This window comes from Lysinibacillus sp. PWR01 (assembly GCF_043359455.1).
GTDB lineage: Bacteria > Bacillota > Bacilli > Bacillales_A > Planococcaceae > Lysinibacillus > Lysinibacillus fusiformis_F.
Map to the genome: position 1 here is coordinate 1 of NZ_JBHERJ010000095.1, position 15,968 is coordinate 15,968.

The following is a 15,968-nucleotide window of genomic DNA, read 5'->3' on the forward strand; positions in this document are numbered from 1 at the left end:
TTAAAGTCGTTTTCAGCGACTTTATTATCATATCTCATTCACAACAAGAAGTCAACAACTTTTTTAAAACTTTCTTTTCAAGCGTTCCTTCTTGTTAAGGACAAGTAATAATATATAATATAGCATTTTAAAAATCAAGCATTTTTCGTAAAAAAATTAAAAATCTTTTTAATATCTATTATAAACAATAGAATTCCTGCTAATACAATCAATCCACCAATGATTTGTGTCATGATTAAATACTCTTTAAATATCAACAAGGCTAAAAGAGCGGCTCCTACAGGCTCAAATAATATAGCAATTGAAACAACATTCGTACTAACATATTTAATAGACCAATTAAACAAAGTATGACCAAGTAAATTTGGTATTAATGCTAATAAGATAAACCATAACCAATCCATCGAAGAGTATGGACCAAAAGATTCCCCTTTAACCAATACATATATAAATAAAGTAATGGTACTCACAACATATACAACCATTGTATAGGTCACTAAAGATAATCTCTTTCGTACATCCTGTCCTAATAGAAAATATGCTGTCGCTAGGGCACAAGCAATGAGTGCTAGTATATCTCCATAAAAGGCTGTTCCACTTACTTTAAAATCACCCCAACTAATTAAAACACTTCCTATTATGGCAATTGATCCTGCAACGATTGTTTTCATCGTTATTTTCTCTTTAAAGAAAAAGTATGTTCCCACAAATGCAAACAAGGGTTGTAGTGTTACTAAAACTGTAGAACTTGCTACTGAAGTATAGTTAAGTGATTCAAACCATAATATAAAATGAAATGCTAAAAAAATCCCCGCAACTGAAGAAAATAGCCAATCACGTCTATTTAAAGTAGTTAACTCCTTTGTATATCCTCTCAAAAACAATGGTGCCATTATTAAAACAGAAAATAACATGCGATAAAATGCGATAATGCCCGCTTCCGCCGATGCTAGTTTCACAAAAATAGCTGACATAGATACTGAAATTACACCAATAACTATCGGGATGTATGGATGAATTTTAGGCTGCTCCATAAAACCCCACCTCCCTGAAAAAATACTTATATGTCCTCACTTCATGTTGTACAATACAAAAAAGTGATGCACATATAATAATGACAGTTTGCATATCTCTTAGCAATACGAAATATCAATGGAGGGTTGTGTATGGAAACATTATTGGAAAATATGATTACATATGAAGTTGGCATAAAATTAGTTATTGCAGCCACATTAAGTTTAGTAATCGGTATCGAAAGGGAATTAAAGAAAAAACCAGTGGGATTAAAAACAAGTTTAGTTATTGCTACTTTCAGCTGCTTATTAACGATCATCTCCATTGAGACAGCCTACTCAACCCCTGCTAGAGAAGATATCAATATTACGATGGACCCTCTTCGTTTAGCTGCACAAATTGTTAGCGGAATTGGCTTTCTTGGTGCAGGAGTCATTCTAAGACGCGGTAATGACAGCATTACGGGTTTAACAACTGCTGCCATGATCTGGGGAGCCGCTGGTATCGGGATTGCAGTTGGTGCGGGATTTTACATGGATGCAACATTAGCTGTTGTGATCATTGTTTTTGGTATTGAAGTACTCTCGCCTTTCCTTATGAAAATCGGGCCAAAGCGAATTCGTATGCGAGAAATTTTATTAAAAGTTCAAATTGATGATGACAATCATACAGAATCGTTTCTATTATTTTTAAAGGACAACAACATTATCATCGAAAACATACGCATCAAAGATGTACCTTTAAAAAATGATAGTGTTTTACATGAATTAGATTTACGTCTATCCTTAATTGTCTCTGATAATTTGTTGTCATTTTATCGTTCATTACGAGCACTATCTTATATAGAAAAAATCGAAATGGAAATTTTAAACTAGTTGGAGGATTTTTTATGGCAGAACTATTAAAACTACTAAAAGACGGCAATAAACCCTCTCTAATGGCTGCATGTGTAAATGCCTTTTTAGGGATTATTAAAGGGATCGCCTTTTTCTTTACAGGTAATGTTGCCATGTTTGCAGAAATGATGCACTCTCTAGGGGATGCAGCTAACCAATTATTTGTGTATATAGGCTCAGCTCTTTCTAAAAAGGCACCTACAAAACAATTTCCCAGTGGCTTTGGCCGTATTGTCAACTTAGTATGTCTCTTTGCTGTTATTATTGTAGCTATACTTTCTTATGAAACAATAAAAGAAGGTTGGCATCATTTTATTCATCCTGCTGGTGAGTCTAGTGGGATACTGATTGCCCTAGGAGTACTATTCATAGGGATTGTTTTAGAAGGAACCGTGCTAGCTAAAGCGGCTGCAGAAGTACTACATGAAGCAGGTCAAGAAAAGGCAGGTATCGCAGCGATTCCAAAAGCATTCTCTTATTTAAATCGAGCAAAACCGGCAACAAAATTAGTTTTTATGGAAGATTTAGTTGCTACTGCGGGTAACTTCTTAGCCTTTGCAGCTATTTTAATTGCTTATTTTACAGGTTGGGGTCGAATAGAAGGACTAGTTTCGATGATAATCGGAGCCATGATGTTTTATGTAGTTGGTAAGGTGTTCCTCGATAATGCACGTGGCGTCATTGGTGAAACGGATGAGGAAATGTTAAACCATATCGCTCACCTTGTAATGGATGATCCGAACATAAAAGATATTATGCGTCTTGAAGTGGTTAAAGAAGGGGAGTTTTTACATGTAGAACTAGTAGCTGAAGCTGATCCCCTTTTATCGCTAGCTTTTTTAGACGATGTTCGCGATCATTTAACAGAAGTCATCTTAAGCCAAAAAGGGGTATCGAAAGTAGCTATATTATTCGACGAAGATGATGGTAAAACAAGCTGGATACATGTTGGTGAAAAGCCAAATAACTCCATTTAATACTTTATAAAGACAAATAGCCAATTGCCGTATTTCAGGCAGTTGGCTATTTATTATACTAGTTTTAAATAATCTCGTCCGTCATTAATTTTTACTTCATTTAGATAATTAGGAATATCCTCATAACCTACAAAGACATGGTTTGTAATCATGAATGTAAGTAATTTGTTACAAGCAATCGTTTTTCTTTTACCATTCTGTTGAATAACGATTTTTGAAAATTGTAGAGAAGCTTGACGGTTGGCTAACGCATATTCTTCGGCATTTAGAATGTTTCTGCCATCCACATGACAACCCAACACGAAATTTCCTGCAAAAGAATCCTTTAATACATTCGGATGCATGGATTGATAATGTACTTCAGCAATTGAATCTTCTATATTCATGAATTGATGGGCTACCAAATAATGTTTTAAAGCACCTTTTAAATCAATTGCAATAGCTGTATCTGCTAAAATCGTTCGATAATAAACAGGAACAATTTCAGCACCCCCCAAATACGGCTTAACTTCTACAACAATTTCTCCAGAAGGACGAACAAATAATTGTACAATTGCTTTATTTACACCATCCGAAAAAATAATATTCGTTTGCCCAAAACGTAAGCTTTTAAAAAATATACTTTGATCTACAATGTATCCAGTGATTATTTTATCATTTTCAATTTGCAATGATTTCGCTTCAATTCCCAATACTTCTACACAATTCTGCATTTTATATACATGCTGCTGAAATGGCATTTCTACACAACTTAATGTAACAATACGGTCCTCTAGCAATTGTTTCAACATTTGATCCCTCTCCTCTTTGTTTAATATTGTAATTATTTTAATAAAGGTGACTGAACAACTTCTGAACATCGACATATCAGTTGAGTGATTACGACAAAAAACTGTTCGTTTCTATCATTCAAAAATCGCCTTATAGTAAAACAATCGACAATATAGGTTGAATGACTCAATAAAAAACGTGACTTTTCTCACTTAAAACAAAGAAAAATATATTTTTAACCCTTTTATTATCTATCTATTTTATTATATTGCAGGACTAAAGAAACTTCTACGACAAAATTCAACATTTATCGTTAATTTTTCTTAACCTTGCAATAAAAAAGTATGAGGCTATCAACATAGCCTCATACTTTATGTTTAAAGAGAATTTTGTAAAATAGTTCTTACATCTTGCTCTTGCAATTTATTAAAGTTTCCAAAAGGTCCATTTTGCATAGCATGATCAACAATCTGTTGGAATTTCGAATCATCAATATCGTAATCAGCTAAACGATTAGGCGCTCCTAATGATGTCCAAAATGCAGATAAACAATCAATTCCTTCGTAAGCAACCTCTTCAACTGTCTTACCAGTTGCATCGACTCCAAATACACGTGTTGCTATACCTGCAAAACGCGCAGGATTTACTGGTACACTTAGACGCATCCAATGTGGTTGAAGAATTGCTAAACCACCCGCATGTGGAATATCATATACAGCCGATACAGCATGTTCAATATTATGGGATGCCCAATCCCCGCGAGAACCAATGGATAAGAATCCATTTAAACCAATTGTCCCTGCTAATAAAATGGTTTCACGTAACTGCGTATTTTCTAGGTCCTCTACTAATTTTGGAGCTGTCGTAATAACCGTTCGCAATACACCTTCACACATTTCGTCTGTAATTGGGGTATTCGTTGTGTTATGGAAATATTGCTCAAATACATGTGACATCATATCAACAATTCCATAGACAGTGTGGTTTTTAGGTACAGTCACTGTATATGCTGGATTTAGTATTGAAAATTTTGGGAAGGCTGCTGGGCTACCCCAACTTAGTTTTTCTTCTGTAGCAGCGTTTGTAATCACCGATCCAGCATTCATTTCAGAGCCTGTAGCAGCAAGTGTTAACACTGTTCCTAGTGGTAAGGCCTGTTCTACTAACACTTTACGTGTCACGATATCCCAAGCATCGCCATCATATTTTGCACCAGCAACGATTAATTTAGAACAATCGATTACTGAACCACCACCAACAGCCAGAACTAAGTCAATTCCTTCTGTTTTGCATAGTTCAATACCACGTCTAGCTGTTTCTACTCGTGGATTTGGCTCTACACCGCTTAATTCAAAAATCGTTTTATCCGCCTGTTGTAATTTCTCTATAACAGCATTGTATACACCATTCGCTTTAATGCTTCCGCCACCATATACAACTAAAACCTTGTTTCCAAATTGCTCTAATTCTTTCGGTAATTTTTCCAGTGCGTCCTCACCAAAATGTAGTTTCACTGGGTTAAAAAAAGTAAATGAATCCATCTAATTCGCCCCTTTCTAGTTGGATTTTCTCATAATTACGCTAGAGAAAGCAAAGATTAAACGCTGCAACACTTTGCTATTTCTAAAGGTTTTATCAAACTGTTCAGATTTTGTTCAGGCAATAGTTGTATAGTACTATTTAATACATAAAATAAAAGGAAATTTTGCACATGCTTATTATTATGATTGCTGCTGTAACTATTATTTTGGGCTTTTTTCTGCTAAGATTTTTTAAAATCCAAAAAATAAGGAAAGAAAAAAAGATGCTATTAGAACAGCGCCTAGACCACCTTATTCAATCGAATAAAAATGAAAAAAATGAGTCATCCCATTAATTTAGGAATGACTCATTATCTTATCTTTTGATTACTTAAACCCATCCACGGAAGCGTGAAGCTTCTGCAGTACGGCGAACACCTACCATGTAAGCCGCTAAGCGCATATTGATGTTACGTGTTGTAGCTGTTGTATAAACATTGTCAAATGCTTCAACCATTTTTTTGTATAGACGTTCTTCCACTTCTTCTTCTGTCCAATAATAACCTTGGTTATTTTGTACCCATTCGAAGTAAGAAACTGTCACACCACCAGCAGAGGCTAATACGTCTGGTACAAGTAAAATGCCACGCTCTGTTAAGATTTTAGTTGCTTCAGCAGTTGTAGGACCGTTTGCTGCTTCTACTACGATATTTGCTTTAACATTGTGTGCATTGTCAGCTGTAATTTGATTTTCAATGGCAGCTGGCACTAAAATGTCACAATCAAGCTCTAATAATTCTTTGTTTGAAATTGTGTTTTCAAATAAAGTAGTTACTGTTCCGAAGCTATCACGACGATCTAATAAATAGTCGATATCTAAACCTTCAGGATCATGAAGGGCACCATAAGCATCTGAAATACCGATTACTTTTGCACCTAAGTCATGCATGAATTTCGCAAGGAAGCTACCTGCGTTACCAAATCCTTGAATAACAACACGAGCACCTTTAATATCAATACCACGTTTTTTAGCTGCTTCTTCGATTACGATTGTAACACCTTGTGCAGTCGCACGGTCACGACCTTGAGAACCACCAAGTACTAGTGGCTTCCCAGTGATGAAGCCTGGGGAGTTGAATTCATCCATGCGGCTGTATTCATCCATCATCCATGCCATAATTTGTGCATTTGTAAATACATCTGGCGCAGGAATATCTTTTGTTGGCCCCACGATTTGACTTACTGCACGTACATAACCACGGCTTAAGCGTTCAATTTCGCCCATAGACATTTGACGAGGATCACAAATGACACCGCCTTTACCACCACCGTAAGGTAGATCGACAATACCACATTTCAATGTCATCCACATTGAAAGCGCTTTAACTTCCTCCTCAGACACTTGCGGGTGGAAACGAACCCCACCTTTAGTTGGTCCTACAGCATCATTATGTTGTGCGCGGTAACCTGTAAATACTTTTGTTGTACCATCATCCATTTTCACTGGAATGCGTACTTGTAGCATGCGAAGCGGTTCCTTTAGTAATTCATACATTGCTTCATCATAGCCAAGTTTATTTAGAGCATCTTGAATGACATCTTGAGTTGATGTGAAAAGATTTAAGTTTTCAGACATTATTAAATCGCCTCTTTGTTTTTTTTAATGATAGTTATCGGCATCATTGTAACATACTTCCGAATTAAAATGTGAACATTTTGTTAAAGTTTAAATACTTTTTCAATTTGTTCAATTGACCAATCTAAATCCTCTTGAGAAATAACAAGTGGTGGGGCAAAACGAATTACTGTATCATGTGTTTCTTTACATAATAGACCTAATTCTTTAAGTTTTTCACAGTATGGACGAGCTGCTTCCGTTAGCTCCATACCGATAAATAAACCGCGACCACGTACATCCTTAATAACAGGGTTGTTAATTTCTTTTAATTTACCTTTGAAGTATTCACCAAGTTCGTGTGAACGCTCTGCTAATTTTTCATCTAATAAAACTTTAATAGATGCAATTGAAACTGCACAAGCTAAAGGATTACCTCCGAAAGTTGAACCATGTGAACCTGGGTTGAATACACCTAAAATGCTACGGTTTGCAGCCACACAAGAAATTGGGAATACGCCGCCACCTAGTGCTTTACCTAAGATATACATATCTGGTTCTACTTCTTCCCAATCACAAGCAAACATTTTACCTGTACGTGCTAAACCAGCTTGAATTTCGTCAGCAATGAATAGTACATTGTTTTCACGGCAAAGTTCACGAGCTGCTTTTAAGAAGCCTTCTGTTGGAATTACGATACCAGCTTCGCCTTGAATTGGTTCAATTAAAAATGCAGCAGTGTTTGGTGTAATAGCAGCTTTTAAAGCTTCAAGATTACCGTAATCTACTAATTTAACGTTTGGTAGCATTGGACCAAAACCACGACGGTATTCTTCATCAGAAGATAAAGATACAGCTAGCATTGTACGACCATGGAAGTTACCATTACATGCAATAACTTCAGCCTTACCCTCTTCTACGCCTTTTACATCATATGCCCAACGGCGAGCTGCTTTAAACGCAGTTTCTACTGCTTCAGCACCAGTATTCATTGGTAATACCATTTCTTTATTTGTTAATTTCCCTACTAGCTCATACCATTCTCCAAGGTTTTCACTGTAGAAAGCACGTGAAGTTAATGTTACTTTATCAGCTTGCTCTTTTAAAGCAGCGATAATTTTTGGGTGACGGTGTCCTTGGTTTACAGCTGAATAAGCTGATAACATATCTAAATATTTGTTGCCTTCTGGATCTTTAACCCAAGCACCCTCAGCCTCTGAAATAACGATTGGCAGTGGATGATAGTTTGCTGCACCAAAATTTTGTGTTTGTTCAATAACTTGTTGAGTTTTTGTCATATCCTATTCTCTCCTTACTAAATCATGATGAAAAACTTTTAATAGAAAGGGACTATGTATCACTATAAGTAGAATGATTAAGAATTTAACAACAATTCAAACGATAAATTTGCTAACTTCTCCAAGGTAAACTACGTCATGGATGTCTACGGTTTTAGCCAGTGTAGCGTTACCTAGAGAAGTGTCACAAATTCATTCAAAATGCCTCAATTTCTACTTACTTTGAATAGCCCTCACGTCAATGTGAAAATTAAAGCATTTCTGATGTTGTTTTTGCTTGCATATGCAGTTGTAGGTAGTCTGGGCCACCTGCTTTTGAATCTGTACCTGACATGTTAAAGCCACCGAATGGTTGGTAACCAACGATTGCACCTGTACAGCCACGGTTGAAGTAAAGGTTTCCTACATGGAATTCTTCACGCGCTTTTTCTAGGTTCACACGGTTAGTTGTGATAACAGCGCCTGTTAAACCGTATTCTGTATCGTTTGCAATTTCAATCGCGTGGTCGAAATCTTTTGCTTTTGCAATCGCTACGACTGGTCCGAAGATTTCTTCTTTCATAATACGAGCAGAAGGCTCTACGTCCGCGAAGACAGTTGGTTGTACGAAGTAACCGACTGAATCATCTGCTGTACCACCAGCTACTAGACGACCTTCGCCTTTACCGATTTCGATGTACTCTGTAATTTTATTGAATGCTGCTTGGTCGATTACTGTTGCCATAAAGTTGCTGAAATCAGTTGGGTCACCCACTGTTAAAGCGTTTGTTAACTCTTCTACACGGTTCACCACTTGGTCATACACATCTTCTACGATAACAGCACGAGAACATGCTGAACATTTTTGACCAGAGAAGCCAAATGCTGATTTCACGATCGATTGTGCAGCTAATTCTAAATCTGCTTCTTTATCGACTACGATTGTATCTTTACCGCCCATTTCAGCGATAACTCGTTTAATCCAAATTTGACCGTCATTTAACACAGATGCACGTTGGTTGATACGTAAGCCGACATCACGTGAACCTGTGAAGCTGATGAAGCGTGTTTTTGGATGATCAACTAAGTAGTCACCTACTTCAGCACCAGAACCTGGTACGAAGTTCACTGCACCTGCTGGAAGACCTGCTTCTTCTAATACTTCGATAAATTTATACGCCACAACTGGAGTTGTTGAAGCTGGTTTTAATAAAACTGTGTTCCCTGTTACTAAAGCTGCTACTGTTGTACCAGCCATAATTGCAAATGGGAAGTTCCAAGGAGAAATGACGATACCAATTCCTAGTGGAATATAGTCATAACGGTTGTACTCACCTGGACGGCTTTCTACTGGTTGACCGTTTTTAATGCGTAGCATTTGGCGACCATAGTATTCCAAGAAGTCGATTGCTTCCGCTGTATCTGCATCTGCCTCTGCCCATGGTTTCCCAGCTTCTTTTGTTAATAAAGCAGAGAATTCATGTTTACGACGACGGATAATCGCTGCTGCTTTGAATAAAACGTCCGCACGAATCGCTGGATCAACTTTTTTCCAAGTTTTAAATGTTTCATCTGCCGCTTGCATTGCTTTTTCAGCTAAGTCTTTGCTTGCCTTCGAAACGCGACCAATGACTTCTGTTTTCTTTGCAGGATTGTACGAAACGATTTTATCTTCCGTTGTAATGCGCTCGCCACCAATAATTAGTGGGTAGTCTTGACCTAAGTAACCTTCAACTTTATTTAAAGCCTCTACATAAGCATTGTAGTTTGCCTCTTGTGAAAAATCTGTGAATGGTTCGTGTTTGTATGGAATCATACTTAATCCTCCCTTGTGAAATGTATTTGGGTATGCAAAAAACATTGACGCAAAATATCTTTGCGTATAAAATATCCTTACACTTATTATAATGCAAAATTTCGTTGCATATTTCAAGTAAAAAATTTTTGAGGTGCACATTTTTATGAAAAATTCTGAACCTTTACTACCTTTTTATGAGTTTATTGCAACAAATGTATCCGTTGGTATTCATGCAGTAGACCTATCTGGCAAAACGATTATTTATAATACAAAAATGAAAGAAATTGAAGGATTTCATTTTGATGAACTTGCGGATCGTTCCATTATTGAAATGTTTTCCTTCCGACAACACGAAAGTACATTAATGCGTGTTTTACAAACAGGAAAAAAAGAAATTAATGTTAAACAATCCTACTGGAATAAAAATGGCCATGAAATTACAACAATCAATGATACTTTTCCACTTTTTGTTGAAGGTAAACTAATTGGCGCAATCGAATTTGCACGTGATATTACCTCGCTGGAAAAGCTTGTTTATCAACCCCTTCGTCGTTACGATGAACCATTAACATTTGATATGATTAAAGCTGATTCTGAATCAATGAAGCAGGTTATCGAAAACGCTAAAAAAGCAGCCGCTGTAAAATTACCAGTATTATTAATTGGCGAATCTGGCACAGGGAAAGATTTAGTAGCTGAAGGAATTCACCACGCAGCTTCCCCCGATCCTGACGCCTTTGTGACACTCGTTAGTCGCCGTTCAGCTCAATCGGTGCTTGATAAATTACAACAGCTATTAGAAGAAGATAAAGATTATACCTTTTTCTTTGAACGTATCGATTTTTTAAGCTTAGACATTCAAGAGCAGCTTTTAGATATACTGCATTCGCTTCCACAGTCCAAATATATGCTAATTGGAAGTGTGGGCAGTGACCCTATTACATTGATTGCCGAAAAAAAGCTGTCTAAATCTCTTTATTATTTTTTTGCAACAATGGCTATTACCATTCCCAATTTAACGGATCGAAAAGAAGATATTCTTCCATTTGTCGATGATTATTTTAGTCGACATCGAGAACGCTTTGCCTCCCAAGTCACTGAACTTGCACCAGATGTACAGGAATTATTTTTACAATATGATTGGCCAGGCAATTTAAAGGAACTTGAGCTACTACTGGATGAGATTGTTTCATTTATGACTACGGAGTCCACTGTTACTTCAGATTTATTACCTTTACATTTCCGCTTCAAAGTGCAGCAGCAAGATACAAACAATCGTGAACCCGAATTTTTTATGTTCCATCAAAATCACAATGTCATGCCACTCGATGCCTATTTGCGTGAAGCCGAATCATATTATGTGCAAAATGTCTTAAATTTATATGAGGGCAATATTACAAAGGCAGCGAATGCACTTGGTATGAGCAGACAAAACCTACAATATCGAATCCGCAAAATAAAAAAACAATAGCAAAAAAACGAGGATACCTTCATTCGAAAGCATCCTCGTTTTTTTATTGACCAGATTGTTCAATCCAGTCCTGTAATTTATCTTTTAAGGAATTAAAACCATTCGCATCCGATTCATCTACACGGTCCTGCAATGATTTTCGTGGTGGTGCATCTTTTTTTCTTACTGTTGCTGGGCGATCCTGTAGCGCTCTCATCGATAAACTAATTTTTTCGGCCTCTTCATCGATTTCAAGAATCTTGACTTCTACTTCTTGCCCAACCGCTAAAAATTCACTAACGTCCTTCACAAAGCCGTATGTTATTTCCGAAATATGCACAAGGCCTTGCGTATTGTCATCTAGCGCAACAAATGCACCATATGGTTGAATACCTGTAACTTTTCCGGTCAACACGTCTCCTAATTCATATTTTTTTACCATAACCTTTGCCCACTTTCTTTTTGTTTGCTACGTATATATCGCTTAAATTATAACATACGTGTAAATACGGGGCAAAAAATCTCCTTACTCGGAAACGGCTGTAATGATGTAACGTTTTTCACCTTTTCCTGTAGTCACTGTACCTAACTGGAAGGTTAAATGCTGACCAATCATCTGAACTGATTCTGGCTTAACACCTGCTTTAATGGTTGTTTGAGAGGCATCTATGGCATAAAGAACTGTAAAATGTTCCATACCATCAAATTGAACCACTTTATTTAAATCTACATCTTGAGACAATAACCGTTTAGCTGTTTCTTGATCTCCTTTTCCTTGTGCATATAAGAATAGACTTACAACGTTCATTGGATTTAATGAATCTAGGATCATATCATCTTTGCTTGACGTATACGCATTGTATAAACCTTCCGTTTGGATAATCCACCGGTAATCAATTCGTAAGCTTGTCGAACCATCTTCTGATTCCATATAGACATCGTTACGTAAATATGAAAGCGCCATCCCAATATCCTGTGTTGTAAGTTTTCCCCTTATTTTGAATGTTCCTTTTCCCTTAAATTCTTCGAGGATAAATTGTGCAGTCAAGCGCATCGAGTCTCCATACTTCCCATTTACCGTATCATTTAATAGCTTTATATGTTCGGGGGAGTATCTATTTTTGTCATCTGTACCTTTTAAAAGTACGAGCCACGTATTTTCAAACTCTTTCTTTAAATTGTGTAATTGGAAATCAAGTCCTGATGATGATAAGTCTTTTACTAATGTTCTTTCATATAATTTTAAAATACGAGCAGATTCTTCTACAGAAAATCGTAAGTCCTCACCATTGAATAAAGAGCCCATAGCCAAATATTTAAACAAGCCCAAGATATCAGGATGAAGACGGTCAATAGAGATTGGTGCATCTTTCATAAATAGAGGATTTGTTTTAAAACTATAGGTATTCCCATCATGTGACAATTCGAAATATTGTTTTTTGGTCGTTGCAATCAATTCATTTAGTTCTTTAGGATAATCTTTCTTTGCTTGTGAAAGTACCGTATTAAACTGAGAAAGTTCATTTGTATAATATTTCAAAACATCTTTCGTTGCGTAGTAATATATGCTAAAGAAATATCTAGATTCGGCAAATGACATCGGTTTTTCATACGTTCCTATTTGCTCTATCAGTTCTCGAGGTGTTTGCAAACAGTCTAATATTTCTTGCTCTAATTGTGTTAAATATTTTGGATCATCAGCCATTCTATTTAAAACTATTTTTTTATTTTTAGCTTTATCATTGTATATATTATCAGCAGATACAACAAATGTTAGTTTCTTAAAATTTTCCTCAGGTATATTGAGCTCAAGGCGTGTTTTTTCACGTTTTTCATGATACATCTTTTGAAATCTAGAAAACCAATCTTCATAGTTGCTTTCTAATTTTTCTTCATCTGAATGAACGAGTGCTGAAGGATGGAACATATAAGACGAAATTAAAATACCTACCAAAAGCACACTGGCAATACTTGCGATCCATACAGCCGATTTTTGCCATCTTGCAGAAGGCTTTCGAACCGTATTCATACTTTCTAGAGACTCCCTTACATTATCCTCAGCTTCAATTTGCTGAAGAACTCGTTGTGGGTCTAGCTGTGATTCCATTCGATCATAGGATTTTTTTAGTAGTGCCATACGTTGATCAAATTGCTTATCATCCATTTTCAACACTCCCATCTTGCATTAATGCTGCCTTTAGCTTTTCCTTCGCACGTAATAATCGCACTTTCACCGTCGATAGTGAAATATTTAAGACTTCAGCGATTTCTTCGTATTTTAATTCGTGGAAATAATACAACACGAGAGGATAACGGTATTTTTCATCAAGGGCCTGAATGGCACTGTGTAGATGCCTGTCCTCTTCGAACAAAAGAACATTCTCTTCTGCAGATGAATAGGTCTTTTGCTGCTGGGCATGTAGCTTGTCCTCTTTTGCCTGCTGTCGCTGTTCCTTACGATAATAATCACGAGTAGCATTTAATGTGATTTTATAGAGCCACGTTGTAAATCGATCCTGTTTAAATTGATGTAAAAAGCGATACAGTTTGACAAATACCTCCTGCGAAACATCAGCTAAATCATTCGTATGTACACCGCATTGAAAGGCAAACTTTTCAACGGTTCGTTGATGATTGCGGATAAGCTCGATATAGGCCTCTTTATCTCCTTGCTGTGCCCTTGCTATTAATTCAACCTCCATCATGGCTATCCCCCCTTTTTGTTAATGGAACGATGCAATCTGCCTAATTGTTACATAAATTAGATGTCTTTCCTTATATGTCATCATTCTATATTTTTACTCCATCAAATGTCTTCCGATCTATCATCAATTTTCTGATATTTGCTTGTGTTATGAGAATATTGAGGTAAAATAAAACTTTAGTATAAGGAGGATTTATTTTCGTGTCATCGAGGGATCAATTTACAACTAAAATTGGGTTTATTTTAGCTGCTGCAGGAAGTGCTATAGGGCTGGGAGCCATTTGGAAATTCCCCTATATGGCAGGTACGAATGGCGGTAGTGTCTTTATTTTATTATTTATTTTATGTACATTCTTTATTGGCTTACCAGTACTCATTGCTGAGTTCATGATTGGTCGTAGAGGTCAAAAAGATGCTGTCACTTCCTTTAAGGAACAAGCGCCAGGGAAGCCATGGTATTTGATTGGCTGGGGCGGTATGGTGATCGCAGGCCTTATCTTATCCTTCTACAGCGTTGTCGGTGGATGGATTTTAAGCTACTTGGGTCGTGCCCTTACATTTAAGCTAACGAATGCTGGCTCTGACATCAACTACGCCGATTTATTTAGCAAGATTATTTCAAGTCCATTTGAAGCCGTTCTTGTACAGGGACTATTTATGTTATTAACAGTAGTCATTGTGTCAGCAGGTATTAAGGGTGGTATTGAAAAAGCCAGCACATGGATGATGCCTCTCCTCTTTATATTCTTTATTGTCCTAGTTATCCGCTCTTTAACTTTAGACGGGGCCATGGAAGGCGTTAAATTTATGTTTGTACCCGATTGGTCCTATTTTAATGCTGAAACATTTTTAATGGCTTTAGGACAAGCTTTCTTCTCATTAAGTGTAGGTATTGCCGTTATGATTACATATGCTTCCTATTTGTCTAAAAAAGAGAAGATTGGTAACTCTGCGATAAATGTAGCATCCATGAATATTATTATTTCTTTACTGGCGGGCCTTGTTATTTTCCCAGCAGTATTTGCACTTGGCTATACACCCGATCAAGGGCCTGGCTTAGTATTCATTATTTTGCCAGCTGTATTCGAACAGTTACCTCTTGGGGGCTTATTCTTAACAATCTTCTTCATTCTGTTACTTTTTGCTACAGTGACTTCTTCCATTTCCATGTTAGAAATTGTCGTGGCTATCGCCATTGGTGATAAATCAGAAAAACGTAGAAAGATTGCTTGGATTGGTGGAATCATTATTTTCATCGTTGGTATTCCAAGTGCCCTTTCATTTGGTATATTATCCGATGTAAAAATATTAGATCGCTCTATTTTTGACTTTGTTGATTTTATGACCAATAGCATCGGTATGCCGATAGGAGCTTTGTTGATTTCAATTTTTGCAGGTTATTATTATACAAAGGATATTTCACGTAAGGAATTAGCTGCATCTAGCTTACTGTTTAATATTTGGTACATTTTAATTCGCTACGTCTCCCCAATCGCCATTTTAGTCATTTTCATTCAGGGAATTTTACCTTTATTTAAATAAGTATTAACCTCAATCATTCCATTAAAAAAGAGGTTGTCCATTGACAACCCCTTTTTTTATAAGGAATATGCAAAATATTTTAAATAATACATTTCGCTTCAAATTTAATGGCAATTAGTTTGTAAGAAATGGCTACACAATCTTCAAACGGTATCCATTGCTCAAACGAATGCTCATATGTTTCTTGAATAACTTTTGCAAGTGTCGATGGATCATCAATCCCTTGCAAGGCTGCTACTACATCTGCTGTTTCTGTATCATAATGGTCTGGACCTAAGTGGAATGGATCCCACTCCTCTAGCAGATGGACAGCTGCTTGATTCATCTTAATATTTTCCAAAATACTCACCTATTATCCTTTGATCATACTCGTATGATACCATAGTAAAAAAAAAAGAAAAGAG

Annotated in this window: 14 protein-coding genes; 4 read left to right on the plus strand and 10 right to left on the minus strand. The window is 36.6% G+C overall.

The window, feature by feature from the left end; translation table 11 throughout:
• Positions 1 to 134 precede the first annotated feature (134 nt).
• Positions 135 to 1,034, minus strand: a complete 900-nt coding sequence (locus ACEVFT_RS21570) for a DMT family transporter (protein WP_393951270.1) — start codon at positions 1,032 to 1,034, stop codon at positions 135 to 137.
• Between the two features lie 132 nt (positions 1,035 to 1,166).
• Between ACEVFT_RS21570 and ACEVFT_RS21575 the strand changes: the two genes are divergently transcribed.
• Together ACEVFT_RS21575 and ACEVFT_RS21580 are read left to right on the plus strand one after the other, a co-directional pair.
• Complete coding sequence (locus tag ACEVFT_RS21575) at positions 1,167 to 1,889, plus strand: MgtC/SapB family protein (RefSeq protein ID WP_205445165.1); 723 nt, start codon at positions 1,167 to 1,169, stop codon at positions 1,887 to 1,889.
• A 14-nt stretch (positions 1,890 to 1,903) separates the two neighbouring features.
• Positions 1,904 to 2,887 (plus strand): cation diffusion facilitator family transporter, encoded by a 984-nt coding sequence (locus ACEVFT_RS21580; protein WP_205445167.1) that lies wholly within the window; start codon positions 1,904 to 1,906, stop codon positions 2,885 to 2,887.
• A 53-nt stretch (positions 2,888 to 2,940) separates the two neighbouring features.
• Here ACEVFT_RS21580 and ACEVFT_RS21585 read toward each other — a convergent pair whose 3' ends face one another.
• The 5 genes from ACEVFT_RS21585 to pruA form a co-directional block, all read right to left on the minus strand.
• Positions 2,941 to 3,678 (minus strand): hypothetical protein, encoded by a 738-nt coding sequence (locus ACEVFT_RS21585; protein ID WP_205445169.1) that lies wholly within the window; start codon positions 3,676 to 3,678, stop codon positions 2,941 to 2,943.
• Between the two features lie 357 nt (positions 3,679 to 4,035).
• Positions 4,036 to 5,199, minus strand: a complete 1,164-nt coding sequence (locus ACEVFT_RS21590) for an iron-containing alcohol dehydrogenase (RefSeq protein WP_393951271.1) — start codon at positions 5,197 to 5,199, stop codon at positions 4,036 to 4,038.
• A 370-nt stretch (positions 5,200 to 5,569) separates the two neighbouring features.
• Positions 5,570 to 6,814, minus strand: a complete 1,245-nt coding sequence (locus ACEVFT_RS21595; protein ID WP_004233781.1) for a Glu/Leu/Phe/Val family dehydrogenase — start codon at positions 6,812 to 6,814, stop codon at positions 5,570 to 5,572.
• A gap of 83 nt (positions 6,815 to 6,897) precedes the next feature.
• A complete protein-coding gene (locus ACEVFT_RS21600) occupies positions 6,898 to 8,091 on the minus strand; it encodes an ornithine--oxo-acid transaminase (protein ID WP_205445172.1) in 1,194 nt (397 codons plus the stop codon).
• 250 nt (positions 8,092 to 8,341) lie between these two features.
• Positions 8,342 to 9,886, minus strand: coding sequence for an L-glutamate gamma-semialdehyde dehydrogenase (pruA, locus tag ACEVFT_RS21605; RefSeq protein ID WP_069480049.1), 1,545 nt, complete (start codon positions 9,884 to 9,886; stop codon positions 8,342 to 8,344).
• A gap of 145 nt (positions 9,887 to 10,031) precedes the next feature.
• Between pruA and ACEVFT_RS21610 the strand changes: the two genes are divergently transcribed.
• Positions 10,032 to 11,339: an AAA-type ATPase lid domain-containing protein gene (locus ACEVFT_RS21610; protein ID WP_342441357.1), complete on the plus strand. Its 1,308-nt coding sequence runs from the start codon at positions 10,032 to 10,034 to the stop codon at positions 11,337 to 11,339.
• Positions 11,340 to 11,382: 43 nt separating this feature from the next.
• Here the strand turns inward: ACEVFT_RS21610 and yugI are convergent, their stop codons facing one another.
• The 3 genes from yugI to ACEVFT_RS21625 all read right to left on the minus strand — a co-directional run bounded on the left by yugI (position 11,383) and on the right by ACEVFT_RS21625 (position 14,023).
• Entirely contained in the window at positions 11,383 to 11,760 is a 378-nt protein-coding gene (gene yugI, locus ACEVFT_RS21615; protein WP_004228409.1) for a S1 domain-containing post-transcriptional regulator GSP13, read from the minus strand.
• Between the two features lie 84 nt (positions 11,761 to 11,844).
• On the minus strand, positions 11,845 to 13,482 hold the full coding sequence (locus ACEVFT_RS21620; protein WP_393951272.1) for a hypothetical protein: 1,638 nt from the start codon (positions 13,480 to 13,482) through the stop codon (positions 11,845 to 11,847).
• A complete protein-coding gene (locus ACEVFT_RS21625) occupies positions 13,475 to 14,023 on the minus strand; it encodes an RNA polymerase sigma factor (protein WP_205445177.1) in 549 nt (182 codons plus the stop codon). Before ACEVFT_RS21625 ends, ACEVFT_RS21620 begins: the two co-directional genes overlap by 8 nt.
• 200 nt (positions 14,024 to 14,223) lie before the next feature.
• On the opposite strand from ACEVFT_RS21625, the gene ACEVFT_RS21630 reads away from it, so the two are divergent.
• Entirely contained in the window at positions 14,224 to 15,564 is a 1,341-nt protein-coding gene (locus ACEVFT_RS21630) for a sodium-dependent transporter (protein WP_393951274.1), read from the plus strand.
• A 79-nt stretch (positions 15,565 to 15,643) separates the two neighbouring features.
• Here the strand turns inward: ACEVFT_RS21630 and ACEVFT_RS21635 are convergent, their stop codons facing one another.
• Positions 15,644 to 15,904, minus strand: coding sequence for a DUF1871 family protein (locus tag ACEVFT_RS21635; RefSeq protein WP_004228396.1), 261 nt, complete (start codon positions 15,902 to 15,904; stop codon positions 15,644 to 15,646).
• Between the last annotated feature and the right edge of the window lie 64 nt (positions 15,905 to 15,968).